Genomic DNA, 15927 nt, shown 5'->3' on the forward strand with positions numbered 1-15927 from the left:
AAACCACTGAAAGGAGAGTCCCTCTATGGAATACCAGGAAGTAAAATGCAGAAACTGCGGAAGCCCCATGCGCGTCCCGGATACTGCCGACCGAATCCGCTGCCCTTACTGCGGCACCGAATACATTTTAAAATCACACAACAATCAGAAAAATTCCGTCTACGTTATCAACTACGGCGGACGAGGCGCGCTGTTTCAGTCCTATCTTCCTTCCGGGTGGGATTACCGCGTCTTTGATGATAATGATTCCATCTCCACACTGGCCACTGTATGCAAAGGACTACAGGTTTTTCCACAGGACATGTCCGCCCAGCTTCTGTTCTATCCCTTTGCTTTCTACAAGGATTCCGCACCAAGGACTTCTATCTTTTCCTCCCTGGGGATTCCGAGACTGGCCTCCGGAGGCGAATATCAGTTAGATCCCATGTCCATGGCCTGCAATTGCAAATGGTTTGATCTTCCCCAGTATGCCCGGCGAAGGATTATCGGTATCGTCTCACACCTTCTTCCGGGTTCCCTTTCTGAACCGGAGATCTATCCAGTCTCCGGGGAAGCCCTGCAGCCAAAAGCTCTGCTTTTTCAGCAGACAGCCTCCCGGAAGCTTCAGAAACAGACGAACGTATTTCCCGGCAAATTCGCCTTTCGGATCTCGGCAGGCGGTCAGCTTTATGAAGGCTTCTTTGCTACCATTCTCGCCCGGGTTTCGAAAAATCCAAATGCTTCCTCCGGGGATCGGATTACGGATTTTCTGAAAAAAGGAACTGCCTTTATGGGCGCCATGTACGGCATTGGCGGCCCGGATACCTCCAACTGGGGCCGGGCCTTCGACGCCCTGATTCTATCTCCTTCCTCCGGCTCTGCCGCTTCCTCCTGTGAGGCTGTCTTTGACCATTTCCTGAAGGAGCTGAAATATGGCCCTCTCTATTTCGCGCTTCAGGAGGAGGAGCTCCAGCGCGTCCGGCAGGTACAGCTTCAGGGAGCTATGACCCGGCAGCAGAATGCCATACGTGCTTCCCAGAACCTTTCCCGCACCCTTTCTGAGACCTCGGACATCGTCAATCAGGCCTGCCAGGAGCACAGCCGACAGATGGATCACATTTACGCCCACTCCACCGATGGTATCCGGGGTGTGGAAAATTATCGGGATTCCTACGGAAACACCTATCAGGCAGATGTGAGATACGATCACATCTATAAAAACGGAGACACCTTTGTGGGCAGTACCGACGGCAGCCTCAAGCTGGGTCCCGACTGGGAGGAATTAAAAAAATAAGGGCGCAAAAATGGCAATACAAAAAGCTTCCGCCTTCTGTATTGCCATTTCACTTATACTATAACCTCTGCTCCTACTTCCGGATATCCACCATCCAGCCGTTCTCCAGCGCGCTCTTCGTATCCCCTGTATTGTCCAGGTTCAGATACATCTCTCCCTGTCTGTCTGCGGGAACCACAAAGGCCTCGTGTATTGTAACCGTCTCGCCGGGTTTCAGGGCGTCGATGTAATTGTTGCCCCGCTCGCCGCCATGGACGTCGTAAGCGCCAACTTCCGCAGTCAGCATTAGTCCTTCCTCTACGACATAATCCCATTCATCGCCTGCAGCAGGTTTCTCCAGCTCCCGGCGCCATTCTTTCGTCCGATCCCCCTGGGTCTCCAGAAGCCGGATCGCGCCGTTGTACATGATATCTGTCAGTGTTTCTGTTCCTGTATTGGTATATTCGACTGTCACGTAAATCAGCTTATTCTCGGATTTTTCTGTCTTTACTACCCGATCCACGGTGTTGACGCCGTCGCCTGCCTTCACATAGGAAAGAGTGCTGCTCTTCAGATCTCCATTTTCGTCAAAGGCAGTGGCCGCGTCCGCGTCCAGCATACCCTCGGGCAGGATGCTCCGGTTGTCAGCCACCTGCACATCGGTGACCCTGGCAGTCAGACCCGGCAGCTTCGTAAGGCCGTTATGCTCCATGTCCATATCTGTACCGACGCTCCTTGCTTTCTCCAACAGCTTTGCGGAAAAGCTCAGATCCATGGCATCGCCCGATTCCTCCGCCAGCGCGTTTTCCTTTTCTGTCTCCAGATAACGGCTCCAGTTATAGCAGAGCATGACATCGTCTCCGGCTGTTTCTTCGGTGGGCGTCACGGTCACGCCCTGGGCGATTTTCATTGCTTCCTCTTTGGGTATATCAGAGCTTACCCGTATTTCCAATACCAGGTGCTCCTCCGGATACGTCACATACAGACTCTGATTATAGGCGTCCATCGCCGTTTTCAGGTAGACGCCGTCCCGGCCGTTCACCTTCACCTCTTCCTTGTCCGTCACGTTATAGCTGAGCTTTTCAAAAGAGGTGTCTCCGGTGTCCATATAGTAGCAGCCGATGGTCACGCCGCCCCGGCCGTCCCGGTAGTTGTATTTTCCTTCCTCCGTCTGTACCATGCCGTCAGGCAGATAGGAAGCCTGTACCTTCACGTAATGCTCCGAATCCGCAGACGCCACAGCGCCGTCCTGCACGCCGTCCTGGCGCTCCTGCTTTGTTTCGTATGCATAGTTCCCCACCCGGTTATTTTTCAGGCCGTAGAGAACGCCTGCACATACGGTGGTTCCAAGCGCCAGTGTGGCGGCTGCCACGGCTACGGCCAATCGTCTCTTCGGAATGTGGCGGATAGTTTTCCGGTTTCCGGAGCTTATATCCGGTTTTGCCAGCTGTCTTTCTACTTCCTGTTCGATCATCTGCCGCATATTCTCCGGCATATTCGGAAAATCATATTTTATATCTTCTAATTTCATACCCTGCTCCGTCCTTTTCTTTTTTGATACCCCTTGATCCCGTTACTGCGCTGCCTGCCCGGTCAGTTCCCTTCGAAGCCTCTGTCTTGCCCGGGCCAGCCGGTTCTTCACAGCGCTTTCTGTGGCCTCCGTCATGGCGGCGATTTCCCGCACGCTGTAGCCCTCCAGATAATAGAGAGTCACACTTAAGCGCATTTCTTCCGGCAGTCTGTAGATAGCCTCATAGAGCTCGGAATAGTCCTGCCGCTCCTCCGCCTTCTCTTCCTGTCGGTAATCCTCCAGAGATACCACCCGCTTTTCCTGTCGCATGATACCATAGCATTCGTTGATCAGAATCCGCATGAGCCAGGTTTTCCCGTATGCGTCTTTTTTCAGCGTATCCACTTTGGAAAATGCTTTCACGATAGCCTCCTGGATAGCGTCTGCGCAGTCCGCATCATTATACAGAAGCGTCTTCGCCACATGGTACATGGCGTCCTGCGACGCCAGGATCAATTCTCCCAGTTCTTCTTTTTTCATAGGTTCCTTTCCGCCGGCTTTGATTGTGCACTGCATTTGCTTTACACAAATTAGATGCATGGGAGCAGGGTTTGGTCGCATGCATCTAATAAAATTTCATCTCAGCCGCCGTAATCACTGTTGACCTTATAACGGATCCTCAGGAACGCGCACATCTTATCTCCGAAATCCATCTTTCGTTCGCTTCCTTCTTCCTCCTTCAGCTCAATGGTATACTCATCGTAATGGAAGAATCCGCCAAAGGAAAAGCTGCCCATGGCAATCACATTTCCATCGTAATCAAAGATCCGCATGATATCGTCATCTGCCAGATAATCCTTGGGCTTGCCGTCTGCGTCCATGAACACCGTATACCAGTCTCTTTCCAAGGTATCCGTTTCCAGGATCTGCTTCTGGGCGTAACCCAGGCAGTTATCATTCATGTCATAGTAGCCGTAGGTGTTGCCGCTGATGACACCCTCCACGTCGTTGATAGGCTCGTCGGTCACATAGCGCAGATAAAACCAGGGTTCGTCACTGCCGGTGCTGATGGTGTATTTACTGTCCCAGAACCCCCGCTCCTGTATGTGTCCGGCTGCCTGTCCGTCTGCCCAGATATCCGAATCCGCTACAATATCGTCCAGATCTCCCTTCATGGAAAGGACGCTGGCATTTTTAGGGCCTCCCGTCCCTCCTCTTTGGGCAGCCGCTCCTCTTTGGAACCGCCGCAGCCTGCCACAGTCAGAAACGCTGCTGACAAAATCAGAGCAGCCGCAAGCTCTATCTTTCTTTTCATAACAATCTCCTTTTTCGGAAATAATTCAGAATTATGCGTTCTCCTTCTCATCGTCTCTCGCAATCTCCCGCGCCACCATAATGGCCATGGCAGTCAGCAGGGGCAGATACTGCTCCTCATAACAAATCACAATCGAATTATCAAAAACCACATTGTGAAGGGTAAACTTCAGATCCTCCATGACGCTGCCCAGCATCCGATCATTCAGCGTCACAAAGAAATTATGTCCCAGAGATCCTGCGTATTCCCGCAGCACCAGTTTTCCCTCTTTGACCTCCATGGTAAAGGTATCCTTGATCAGAACAAGCTTCTTTTCCAGTCTGCCGTATTCCTCGCCGCGATAATAGAAATTATACGTGGGAAGGGCGTGCAGGATCCGTTTTTCCACCCGGAAAATCTCGGTGTTCCGGACATCGTAGATGTAAAACTGCTTCAGCGGTACCGTTCCCTCGATATGGTAAATCCGTTTGCCCTCCTCGTCCCGCAGATCAAAGCGCTGTCCCATGAACTTGAAATCCTCGGTAAAGGTATAAACCCTGGAAGGTCTGGACTCCAGCACCGGAAGTACCTCTCCGGTCTTTACGAAATGCTCCATGCTTTTCTTAAGTCCCTTCTGCATCAGAATGATATCTGAATGGTAACAGATATAGGCCGCCGCATTGGTTCCAAAGTTCTCATCTAACGGATGCAAAGGCTCCGTGATTCTCTTCTTTATCATACATTCCAGAAAGGAATAACCGATGTAACCCAGATTACCGTCGCCAGTCAGCCAGAAATACAGGTAATCTCCCTCGCTGCTGGGGCCAAAAGCCAATGCGGGTCGTCTCATGGTACGAAACTCCGCCAGATAGCAGGAACCCAGGGGCGTCTGTACATCTTTATAAGCTTCGTAAAACTCGTCGATCTTCCGCGGACGATCCATGGCTATCATTTGTACCATATCTGTGGACGAGTTATAGCTATCCGGTGACGCCATCATCCACATGGCGATGCCGATAATCAGAATTACCGTACCGACACTGATGAAAAACCTACTGTAATAGCCTTTCATGATAAACATGGCTCCGGTCACAATCACCACCAGGCTCAGAAGCCGGTAAATCACGTAACGCAGCTTCAGGCTCGCCGACATATCACCAAATTTCTTTTTATCCTCTGACATGAGTTTCCCCCTCCTTTGTGCTGAGTGCGATACTATTTTTTATGGAATAGGGGATTCTATAGGAATTTTCTATTCCATTTGGTTTTCATTCCCATTATTTATCTGTCCTATAAAAAAATCTTGACTTTTCACTATCTTTTTCCGTATAATAAGCAACGGACAATTTCATAAGACAAATCAGAACTGGTATAAAATTGGAAACGACACAAGTGCATCGCTCTTGATAACGAACAACACATGTGTCTTTTTTGTACACATTTTTCAAAAAAGGAGAACAATTTTATGCCAAAAATAAAGTTTCAAAATGTAGTCTTTACTCTTATGATGGCCTTTCTTATGGTCTATGCTATGATCTGTTACAACATTTCCCTGAACATCGGTGGAATGAACAATCAGATCTTTCTGATGGCTTTTCATGAAATGGTCATCATGTGGCCGGTAGCTTTTATCCTGGAGTTCTTTGTGGTGGATAACCTGGCTCACAAGCTCGCCTTCCGCATGGTAACGCCGCAGGATCGTCCCATCGTTATCACCTTAGCAATCTCTGTCATGATTATCTGTATTATGTGTCCGGTTATGAGCCTGATTGCGACCCTGCTGTTTAAAAATGCCGGATCTCAGTTTGTCGCTGTATGGCTGCAGACCACTTTCATGAATTTCCCGGTGGCCTTTTTCTGGCAGCTGATGTACTGCGGACCCTTGATCCGGCTGATTTTCCGGAACCTATTCCCGGAGAAATAACATCCTATCTGTTTCTGCTGCTATTTACTGCTCTGCAATCGCCTTCAGACGCGCCAGCAAATCACCCTGTAAATAATAGGTCGTCTCAAAATTCAGATACCGCATGGTCTGATCATCCCACATGATTTTGATCTGGGGCGGAAATTCATCGTCGGCGTCCCAGAACTGGAGTAATACCGGGAAAAATGGAAAGGCAGGAATCCGGGCGGTTACATCCGCCCCTGCCAGCCGCGGCTGTATCTGTCCGCCCAGACGGATGCAGGCCTGTTTTAATACTTCCGTTTTTCCCGCAAAATAATCAGCATATTTCTGTGAAAAAACGTCTGCACTGGGGCTTGCTCCCGCCGCCGCGAAATTCGCCACCAGCGTCCATTTTCCACTGAGAGGCGGAAGCTCCTTCCCATCTCCATGGCAGAGCATGTCATAGATGGTCATGACCGTATCGTAGGAACGGCATTCCGTATACTCCCCGCCTGTTTTCTCATAGATAGTCCCGGTGCTTCGCGCAATGCGGCAACGCGCACCGATATAGGTCAGGTACAGAAAAATTTCATCTGTTTCCAGATGAAATTTTTCTGCCAGTAACTGCTGATCGTATTTCAGGAAATAGCTTTTTCCAATATCTACCTGCTTATCATAATTAGACATCACTTGCTTCATCTTACTCTTACTCCGTAAAAGTGTACCGGATCAGATACCCCTTGGCATCTCCGGTAACAATGGTCACGTCTCCGTTCGGATTCTCGATTCTTTCCAGAACCGGAAATCTGCCATGCTCCTGCACATAGCTCTCCGGGCTCTCAGCCTCAGCTTCGATGAATTCTTTCTTCGCGTGGGTGGCTCCGCCACAGGGGTTTATTGTTTCTACTAAAATCTCGTACTCTTTCATGATACCGACTCCTTTTCTCAGATTGATACCTTTATTATAACCAATCTGTCCGCCGAAATCAAAAGGCGTTTTTCACTTTTTGCTCCGTTTTCTTCTTCAGATACAGATAAAATCCCATGCATATCAGCACTCCTACCGCCGTGGATATGGGCGCGGAAAGACCGATCCGGGTCAGGCTGGCGTCCGGCTGAATGCTCATGTAATAGGACAGGGGCAGGCGGACCAGAAGGGTCTGTATCATGCCCTGGGCCATGACGAATACTGTTTTGTTGTTACCGTTAAAATATCCCATCATGCTGAACAGAATTGCGGTTCCCAGGGTCTCCGGGGCAAAGCCCTTCAGATAATCGTAAGCCCTGGCAATAACTGCCGTATCCGTGGTAAAGAAACCGGAGAGCGTATCGCCCTGCAGAAATACCAGGCAAAAGACCAGGCAGCCTACAGCCAGGCCCACACCCATGCCGGTAAACATGGACTGTTTCGCACGCTTGTGCTTGCCTGCGCCCACATTCTGGGAGACGAATGAGGCCATGGACTGCATCAGGGCGCTGGGTACCAGCATGGCGAAATTGACGATTTTACAGGCCACACCGTAACCGGAGGAAGCTTCCAGCCCCAGACGGTTGATAAAGGCACAGAGGGCCAGGAAGGAACACTGGGTCATAATCTCCTGAAAAGCCAGCGGAAGTCCGATTTTCAGGAATCTCGGGCACTGGGCATTCCAACGAAAATCCTCTTTTTTGATGTCAAAGGGCAGTCCCCGCTTTACCAGAAGCAACACCGCAAATACCACGCTGCAGGCCTGCGCCGCCACGGTTGCGATGGCTGCGCCCGCCGCGTCCATATGAAGGCCTGCCACCAGCACCAGGTCGCCGACAACATTGATGACACAGGCCACCAGCACAAACAGAAGCGGGGAGCTGCTGTCACCTAAGCCCCGGAAAATGGCCGCCAGCACATTGTAAGCCACGATGAAGAAAATGCCGGCTCCACAGATCCGCACATAGGACGCAGTCAGGCTCACTGCCTCCGCAGGCGCCTGCATTAGCACCGCAATGGGCCGCGCCAATCCTACCATAATCAGGAACAGCACTACGGAAATCACAGCGAATACCACAGCGCCTCCGCCGATGGCCGGTCCGATGTATCGGGGCCTTTTTTCACCCAGATACCGGGCAATGAGCACTGTGACACCCATAGCCAGCTGGGTCACCGCAAAGGTCACCAGATTCAGCACCTGGCTGCCGGTGGAAACCGCGGAAAGTCCCGAGGTGGAACCAAAGTGTCCCACCACCAAAAGATCCACCGCGCCGTAAGCCGCCTGCAGTATCAGTGCGCCAAGCACCGGCAGCATAAAGGCCACCAGCTTCTTTAAAATATTTCCCTGGGTAAAATCCGCTTTATCGTTTGTCATAGGTCGCTCTCCTCTCGCTCATAATCTGATAAAACTTTTCGATGGTCGCAATCATCGTTTCGGCCTCCTCTTCAGAAATGCTGTCAAAATATGGAATCAGTCCGTTGAAATATTCCTCGTCGTATTTCTGATGCAGCTTTCTCCCATTTTCCGTGGCAGTAAGGAAGGTCACCCGGCCGTCGTCCGGCGAAGCCATTTTCTGAAGATAGCCCTTTGCCTCCATCTCCTTGACCGTCCGGGTCACGCCGGGTCTCGGAATATTCAGGAATTCACTGAGATCGGAAATCCGGACCTGTTTCCCTTTTTCTTCCAGCTCCTGCATGCAATCCAGGTAATGAATATAGGACGGCTGTACGCCCTCCGGCAGTGGGGGAAGCAGATCCCGGGTTCGCTTCGCCATGTAACAGGCATCGAACATCTGCTTAATTAATCGGTTGTTCATCTGTATGTCTCCTTGTATTTAGTTACCAACGTTAATTACCATTGATAATTATATGGAAAATCGGATTTTTGTCAAGTATATTTTCACTGAATTCCGGTAACCGACCGTTCTATAACCGCATACACAAATCAGGGGATAAGATCACACCCGATCTTATCCCCTGAAGCTTTAATTTTTTCACTTTTTATTGGATAAACGCCTTAAAGGCCAGATAATTCTCATACAAATCCGCCTTGGATACCACCTCCCAGGGAGAATGCATGGAAATCACCGGAACGCCGATATCTACCGTGTCGATGTTGAACTTGGCGATGAATTTCGCTACGGTTCCGCCGCCCCCTTCATCTACCTTACCAAGCTCCCCGGTCTGCCATACTACGCCGTTCTCATCGAAAAGCTTCCGCAGATACGCAAGAAACTCAGCGTTGGCGTCGTTGGATCCGCTCTTTCCTCTGGCTCCGGTAAACTTCATCATACCTGCGCCGCAGGACAGGAACACAGAGTTGGTCTTTTCGCAGACCTCCGGATAATTGGGATCGTAAGCCGCTGTCACGTCCGCGGACAGGCACTTGGAATGGGCCCGTACCGCTGCGGCGGACACTCCAAAGGCTGCTGCCAGCTCATCGATGAGATCTGTAAAAATGGCGCTCTGCATGCCGGTGGTTCCCTCGCTTCCGATCTCCTCCTTATCTGCCAGAATAACCATAACCGTATGCTGATCGGAAGTCTCGTCCAGGCAGGCTTTCCATGCAGGGTACGCGCAGACACGGTCGTCGTGGCCGTAGCTTCCAAGCAGGGCGCGATCGAAGCCCACATCCTTGGCCTTGAAAGCCGGAACCATGGACAGCTCGGCACTCATGAAATCTGCCTCGGTGATCCCGTATTTATCATTCAGCAGGTGCAGCACATGGTTCTTAACGGTTTTTTCATCGTCCTCAGTCGCTGCCGTGTAAGGAATGTTGCCAAACCAGATGTTCAGCTGCTCGCCCTCGATGGCGTTGCCCAGAGGCTTTTGATTCTGCTTGGCTGCCAGATGAGGAAGCAGATCGCTGATATAAAACACCGGATCGCTCTCGTCCTCACCCACTTTTACCTGCACCGTAGTGCCGTCCTTTAATGCCACCACGCCGTGCAGGGCAAGGGGTATGGCCGCCCACTGATATTTGCGCAGGCCCCCGTAGTAATGGGTCTTGCCCAGAGCCACGCCCTCGGACTCATAGAGGGGAAGCTGCTTCAGATCCAGACGGGGACTGTCGATATGAGAGGCGATGATACGGATGCCGTCCTTCGCGATATTCTCGGTGCCCACCTTGATCAGATACATATTTTTCCCGCGGTTGTTGTAATAAATCTTGTCGCCCGCCTTGAGCCTGCGGCCAAAATCGAAAGCCTCGTAGCCTGCTGCCTTCGCAGCCGCCTCCACATAGGCGCAGCACTCCCGCTCGGTCTTTCCTTCGTCCAGGAACTGCTTATAGCCCTCGGCAAAATCGAAGATCTCAGTCATCAGGGTCTCATCTGCGGTTTCGTAGACATTTGTTCTTTTGTAAGTGAGTGAATCCATGTGTGTTCCTTCTTTCTATCACGATATTGTGCGTATCTATTACTCTGTCTTTGATTTTATCATGTTTAAGGCTGTCTTTCTATCCTTGTTTTTCTCATTACCGCACCTACTGGGCGTCAATTTTTTCCTTCAGCTCCGTCAGATACATCCAGCGCTCCATCTTCTCTTCCAGAAGGCTCTGCGTCTCTTCCTTTTCCTTCGCAAGCTCCGTTAAGCGGCTATACTGGCTGGCATGGGCAATCATTTCTTTATCCAGCTCCTCGATCTTCGCTTCCAGCGCAGCGATATCGTCCTCGATGGTATCGAATTCCTTCTGTTCCTTGTAGGTGAATTTCAGCTTCTTCTCACCCTTGTCCCAGGTGGCCTTCTTTTTTCCGCCGGGTTCGGAAGCTCCCGTTGCTTTTATACTCTTTAAAGCGCCGCCAAAATCCGTCCCTGCTGCGCCATGCTCCCGGGCCAGCGCTTCCATATAGTCGGTATAGCCGCCCTCGTACTGGCGGAAATGACCGTTGCCGTCGAAGGCGAAGATCCGATCCACCACATTGTCCAGGAAATATCGATCGTGGGAAACGAGAATTACAATGCCAATAAAGGAGTTCAGGTAATCCTCCAGAATCGTCAGCGTGGGAATATCCAGCTCGTTGCTGACCTCGTCCATAACCAGCACATTGGGGCCGGTCTGCAGGACACCTAGGAGATACAACCGCCGCTTCTCTCCGCCGGAGAGCTTTCCGATGGGCGCGTACTGCATATCCGGTGTAAACAGAAAGCGTTCCAGCATCTGGGACGCCGTAATCCGCCCGTCCCGGGTGGGAATGTACTCGGCAATATCCTTCACGTAGTCGATAACCCGTTGATTTTCATCCATTTCCGGCAGCTCCTGGGCGAAATAGCCAAGCTTGATCGTCTCGCCCACCTCCACATCGCCGGAATCCGGCGGGATCTGCCCTGCTATCATTTTCAGCAAAGTAGACTTTCCACAGCCATTCGGGCCAACAAACGCGATCGTCTGATTTTTCAGGAAAATATAGGTAAAATCCTCAACAATCTTTCGGCCCTCGTATTCCTTGGATACGTGGTGCAGCTCGATGGTTTTCTTGCCCATGCGGGTTTCGACCGAATCCAGCTCCACGGTTTTATCAAAGACCGGAGCCCTTCCGGCCTTCAACGCTTCCAGCCGATCCAGTCTCGCCTGCTGCTTGGTGGTCCGGGCCCTGCAGCCTCTGGCCGCCCATTCCAACTCCATGCGGAGAATGCTCTGCCGCTTCCGCTCGGTGGCCAGCTCCATTTCCTCCCGCTTTGCCTTCAGCTCCAGGAAGCCCGAATAGTTGGCCTGATAGCTGTAGAGCTTTCCCCGGCTGATTTCCAGAATCCGATTGGTAACCCGATCCAGGAAATAACGGTCATGAGTTACCAGAATCACGGTTCCCCGGAATTTTCGAAGATAGGTTTCCAGCCAGCGGATCATTTCCTCGTCCAGATGGTTGGTAGGCTCGTCCAGAATCAGGATATCCGCCGGAAGCAGCAAAGTCCGCGCCAGGGCCACCCGTTTCTTCTGCCCGCCGGACAGGGTCTCGATCCGCGCCTCCGGATCTGGGACGCCCAAGGTATTCAGCATATTTTTCGCATCGTACTCGGTGACTTCGCCGCCTGCCACGCAGGACAGCACCGTCGCGCCCTCGGGAAAGGTATTGGCCTGGGATAAAAACGCCAGCTTCACGCCATTCTGCATGATCACCTGACCCTTATCCGGCTCCTCCGTTCCTGCGATAATCCGGAGCAAAGTAGTTTTTCCGGTTCCGTTGATCCCGATGATACCTATCTTCTCATTCTCCTGAATTCCGCAGGAAATATCGTCAAAAATCCATTTATCTCCATAAAGCTTGCTTACGTGCTCAATATTTAAAATGTTCATAATACTTCTGTCTTTTTCTCCTTACAAACTCATCCGCTCCAGCCCCGCTCTCCGGTACTCCGAAAGCTTCTCCCGAAGCCCCCGGTGCTCCGTAAGGCTCAGATCTGGATCCTGCTTCTCCAGCTTTGCTGCTTCCTCACTGGCTGCCTGCAGAATCAACGCATCGGTGAAAATGTCCCCTATCCTGAATTCCAGGATCCCGCTCTGACGGACGCCGAACAGATCGCCCGGCCCTCTTAGCTTCAGATCCTCAGACGCAATATAAAAGCCGTCATTGGAGCGGTTCAGGATCTCCAGCCGCTTTCTGGTTTCCTTGCTGTCGGATCCGCTCACGAAGATACAATAGGACTGGTGGCTTCCACGTCCCACGCGTCCCCGGAGCTGATGAAGCTGGGCCAGGCCGAAGCGCTCCGCGTTCTCCACCATCATGACGGTAGCGTTCGGCACATTGACGCCCACCTCGATAACCGTCGTAGAGACCAGCACCTGGATTTCGCCGGCCGCGAACCGTTCCATGATGTCGTTCTTCTCTGCCGCCTTCATTTTCCCGTGCAGATATTCGATTGTGATACCGGCAGCCAGCTCTTTTCGAAGCTTCTCCGTATAATCCATCACATTTTCGATCTCGATTTCCGGACTTTCCTCTACCATGGGGCAGATGATATACACCTGCCGTCCGGCTGCCACCTCCCGCTCGATAAAGCGGTAGGCCTTGGGCCGGTAGCTCTCATCTACCACGCAGTTTTTGATGGGCAGACGGTTAGCCGGAAGCTCGTCGATGACGGAGATATCCAGATCCCCGTAAATGATAATCGCCAGCGTCCGGGGAATGGGTGTGGCGCTCATAACCAGCACATGGGGATGCAGGCCCTTTCCTGCCAATGTCTCCCTCTGGCGGACGCCAAAACGGTGCTGCTCATCGGTCACCACCAGACCTAAGCGGGCATACTGCACCTTTTCCTGAATCAGCGCATGGGTTCCGACGATAATCCGTGCCTCGCCGCTTTCGATACGGGCGTAGGCTTCCCGCTTTTCCTTTGCCGTCATGGATCCGGTCAGCAGCTCCACACAGTCCTCCATCGAAAGCCCCAGAAGCAGCTCCCGGATGCTTTCCGCATGCTGCCTTGCCAGAACCTCAGTCGGGGCCATCATCGCCCCCTGAAAGCCGCTTTCCACCGCCGAAAGCAGGGCAAGCAGCGCCAGCACCGTCTTGCCAGATCCCACGTCACCCTGTACCAGACGGTTCATGACCGTCTCTCCGGCCAAATCGGACTGTATCTCCTGCCAGACCCGCTTCTGGGCTCCGGTCAGCTCATAGGGAAGGGAAGAAAGCAAGGTTTCAACCGCCGCTCCCGGACGAATTACACAGGCATTGACCGTGTCTTCGGTCTGCTCCTTCATCTGACGTAAGGCCAGGATAAACAAAAAGAACTCATCAAACACCAGCCGTTTCCGGGCCAGCAGCAGGTCTTCCCGTTTCACCGGAAAATGAATGGTTCGCAGCGCGAAGTTATATTCGGCTAACTGTTGCTCATTCCGGATATGCTCCGGCAGATACTCCGGATCCAGCGCCAGTTCGTCCAATGCCTGCCGCACTGCCTTTGTCACAGTTTTATTGGAGAGCCCTCCGGTAAGTCCGTAGACCGGCTGCATGGTACCCAGAAGCTTTTCATAATCCTCCGGCGTGTAAATCTCCGGCTGATCCATGGAAAGCCGTTCCTTTTTCTTCTGTACCCGGCCCCGGAAAATATAGGTCTGGCCCGGCAGCAGGCTGTTGCGCAGATACGGCATATTGAACCAGGACAGACTAAGGCGGATTCCGTTCTCTGTAAGCGCTGCCGTGGTAATATGATACCGGCCCGCCTTCTTTCCCTCCGGCGTCCGGTGAAGCATGGCCGTCACCGCCTGGACTCTGTCCGGCTCTAGGTCAGCGAAATTCTTCGGCTTTTTGTATACGTCATATGTTCTCGGATAGTAAGACAAAAGCTCTCCCACCGTGTCGACCCCGACACGGTGAAAGAGCGCTGCTGTCTTTTCTCCAACGCCCTTCAGGGCTGTAATTGGGGAAGCTGTATTCATCGTCTACTCCACAGATACCACATAATAGTAAATGGGCTGTCCGCCAAAATGAACCTCGACGTCGCAGTCAGGGTACAGATCGCTTAATTTCTCGCCCAACTTCTCTGCGTCCTCTTTCTTCACATCCTCGCCATAATAGATACTGATCAGCTCGGAATCCTCATCGATCAGCTCCTTGAACATATCCAGCGTGGTCTGCTCTACGTCCTCGCCCACTGCCAGAATCGCGTGATCGCCGATACCCATAATATTTCCCTCTTTGATCTCTTTGTCATCAATGTGGGTATCACGCACTGCGTAAGTCACCTGGCCGGTCTTCACGTTGGTCAGCTCCTCGGTCATACGGGCCTCGTTCTCCTCTGCACTGGAATCCGGCATAAAGTTGATCATGGCCGTAATTCCCTGGGGAACCGTCTTGGTGGGGATAACGATGATATCCTTATCCTCACAGAGAGCCTTCGCCTGGTTTGCCGCCAGAATAATGTTCTTATTGTTCGGCAGAATAAAGATGTGTTCTGCATTTACCTTGTCAATGGCATTGAGCATATCCTCGGTGCTGGGGTTCATGGTCTGACCGCCCTCGATCAGGTAATCCACGCCAAGACCCTTGAAGATCTCACCGATACCCTCGCCGATGGATACGGAGATAAAGCCCATCTCCTTTCTCGGCTCTTCTGCCTTCTGCTGCGCCGCAATCTTGGAAGCGTCCTTAATCAGCTTCTCCTCATGCTCCTCGCGCATATTGTCAATCTTCAGGCGGGACAGGGAGCCATAGGTCAGCGCCTTCTCAATGGCCTGACCCGGATGATTCGTATGTACATGAATCTTTACGATATCATCATCTGCCACGCATACGATGGAATCACCGATGGACTCCAGGAAAGCCTTAAACTCCATCTCGTCCTTATGCTCAAACTTCTTATCTAATACGATAATAAACTCAGTACAGTAACCGAACTTGATTTCAGCCTCTGTCTCAGCGCTTACCTTCACCGGAGCGGACTTCGGCGCTTCAAAGGTGTAATCCACCTCTTTTCCCAGATAAGCGTCATAAGCGCCTTTCAGAACCTCTACCAGACCCTGTCCGCCGGAGTCTACTACGCCTGCCTCCTTCAGAACCGGTAAGAGATCCGGCGTGGTAGCCAGTACACGCTCTGCCTCCTCAATGATACCGGAGAAAAATACATCCAGATCCTCTTCCTCCAGAGCAAGCTCCGCCGCCTTATCAGCCGCTCCTCTTGCTACGGTCAGAATGGTTCCCTCCTTGGGCTTCATAACTGCCTTGTAGGCCGTCTCTACCGCCTTCTGGAACGCATTGGATATGGTCATCACATCCAGTGTATCGTAGTCCTTAATTCCCTTTGTAAAGCCGCGGAGCAGCTGGGACAGGATTACGCCGGAATTTCCGCGGGCTCCCCGTAAGGAACCGGAGGAGATCGCCTTCGCTACTGTCTCCATGGTGCGCTCGGACAGGTTATTCACCTCGGAAGCCGCAGACATAATGGTCAGCGTCATGTTCGTTCCCGTATCGCCGTCCGGCACCGGAAATACATTCAGCTCGTTGATCCACTCTTTTTTCGCTTCCAGGTTCTTAGCTCCGGCTAAAAACATCTTTGTAAGCGTGTTTACCTCTATTGTTTTCATAAT

Annotated in this window: 15 protein-coding genes; 2 read left to right on the plus strand and 13 right to left on the minus strand. The window is 51.9% G+C overall.

All coding sequences use genetic code 11. The annotated features are described in order from the left end of the window. Positions 1 to 25: 25 nt before the first annotated feature. Positions 26 to 1273 carry a hypothetical protein gene (locus tag ACTNCH_RS07165; RefSeq protein ID WP_441017328.1) on the plus strand — a complete coding sequence of 416 codons (1248 nt, stop codon included), beginning with the start codon at positions 26 to 28 and terminating at the stop codon, positions 1271 to 1273. 73 nt (positions 1274 to 1346) lie between these two features. Here the strand turns inward: ACTNCH_RS07165 and ACTNCH_RS07170 are convergent, their stop codons facing one another. The 5 genes from ACTNCH_RS07170 to ACTNCH_RS07190 form a co-directional block, all read right to left on the minus strand. Beyond that, positions 1347 to 2783 carry a DUF4367 domain-containing protein gene (locus ACTNCH_RS07170; RefSeq protein ID WP_441017331.1) on the minus strand — a complete coding sequence of 479 codons (1437 nt, stop codon included), beginning with the start codon at positions 2781 to 2783 and terminating at the stop codon, positions 1347 to 1349. A 42-nt stretch (positions 2784 to 2825) separates the two neighbouring features. Then, positions 2826 to 3302 carry an RNA polymerase sigma factor gene (locus ACTNCH_RS07175; RefSeq protein WP_441017334.1) on the minus strand — a complete coding sequence of 159 codons (477 nt, stop codon included), beginning with the start codon at positions 3300 to 3302 and terminating at the stop codon, positions 2826 to 2828. A gap of 101 nt (positions 3303 to 3403) precedes the next feature. After that, positions 3404 to 3937: a hypothetical protein gene (locus ACTNCH_RS07180; RefSeq protein WP_441017337.1), complete on the minus strand. Its 534-nt coding sequence runs from the start codon at positions 3935 to 3937 to the stop codon at positions 3404 to 3406. Then, complete coding sequence (locus ACTNCH_RS07185; protein ID WP_441017340.1) at positions 3934 to 4077, minus strand: hypothetical protein; 144 nt, start codon at positions 4075 to 4077, stop codon at positions 3934 to 3936. Before ACTNCH_RS07185 ends, ACTNCH_RS07180 begins: the two co-directional genes overlap by 4 nt. Before the next feature lie 31 nt (positions 4078 to 4108). After that, positions 4109 to 5239: a hypothetical protein gene (locus tag ACTNCH_RS07190; protein WP_441017343.1), complete on the minus strand. Its 1131-nt coding sequence runs from the start codon at positions 5237 to 5239 to the stop codon at positions 4109 to 4111. Between the two features lie 282 nt (positions 5240 to 5521). On the opposite strand from ACTNCH_RS07190, the gene ACTNCH_RS07195 reads away from it, so the two are divergent. Beyond that, on the plus strand, positions 5522 to 5980 hold the full coding sequence (locus ACTNCH_RS07195; protein ID WP_441017346.1) for a DUF2798 domain-containing protein: 459 nt from the start codon (positions 5522 to 5524) through the stop codon (positions 5978 to 5980). A gap of 24 nt (positions 5981 to 6004) precedes the next feature. Here ACTNCH_RS07195 and ACTNCH_RS07200 read toward each other — a convergent pair whose 3' ends face one another. From ACTNCH_RS07200 to ACTNCH_RS07235, 8 genes are all read right to left on the minus strand, one after another. Next, a complete protein-coding gene (locus ACTNCH_RS07200; RefSeq protein ID WP_441017349.1) occupies positions 6005 to 6640 on the minus strand; it encodes a DUF3786 domain-containing protein in 636 nt (211 codons plus the stop codon). Positions 6641 to 6647: 7 nt separating this feature from the next. Further along, complete coding sequence (locus tag ACTNCH_RS07205) at positions 6648 to 6869, minus strand: hypothetical protein (RefSeq protein WP_158362070.1); 222 nt, start codon at positions 6867 to 6869, stop codon at positions 6648 to 6650. Between the two features lie 58 nt (positions 6870 to 6927). Next, a complete protein-coding gene (locus ACTNCH_RS07210) occupies positions 6928 to 8283 on the minus strand; it encodes an MATE family efflux transporter (RefSeq protein ID WP_441017354.1) in 1356 nt (451 codons plus the stop codon). Continuing rightward, complete coding sequence (locus tag ACTNCH_RS07215; RefSeq protein ID WP_441017357.1) at positions 8270 to 8725, minus strand: MarR family winged helix-turn-helix transcriptional regulator; 456 nt, start codon at positions 8723 to 8725, stop codon at positions 8270 to 8272. The genes ACTNCH_RS07210 and ACTNCH_RS07215 overlap by 14 nt, the downstream gene beginning before the upstream one ends. A 184-nt stretch (positions 8726 to 8909) precedes the next feature. Further along, complete coding sequence (locus tag ACTNCH_RS07220) at positions 8910 to 10286, minus strand: aminopeptidase (RefSeq protein ID WP_186873462.1); 1377 nt, start codon at positions 10284 to 10286, stop codon at positions 8910 to 8912. 106 nt (positions 10287 to 10392) lie between these two features. Beyond that, a complete protein-coding gene (locus tag ACTNCH_RS07225) occupies positions 10393 to 12201 on the minus strand; it encodes an ABC-F family ATP-binding cassette domain-containing protein (protein ID WP_441017362.1) in 1809 nt (602 codons plus the stop codon). 21 nt (positions 12202 to 12222) lie between these two features. Then, positions 12223 to 14280: an ATP-dependent DNA helicase RecG gene (gene recG, locus ACTNCH_RS07230; RefSeq protein ID WP_441017365.1), complete on the minus strand. Its 2058-nt coding sequence runs from the start codon at positions 14278 to 14280 to the stop codon at positions 12223 to 12225. A 3-nt stretch (positions 14281 to 14283) separates the two neighbouring features. Beyond that, positions 14284 to 15924 carry a DAK2 domain-containing protein gene (locus ACTNCH_RS07235; RefSeq protein ID WP_441017368.1) on the minus strand — a complete coding sequence of 547 codons (1641 nt, stop codon included), beginning with the start codon at positions 15922 to 15924 and terminating at the stop codon, positions 14284 to 14286. Positions 15925 to 15927 lie beyond the last annotated feature (3 nt).

The organism is Candidatus Merdisoma sp. HCP28S3_D10 (assembly GCF_052065835.1).
Taxonomy (GTDB): Bacteria; Bacillota; Clostridia; order Lachnospirales; family Lachnospiraceae; genus Laedolimicola.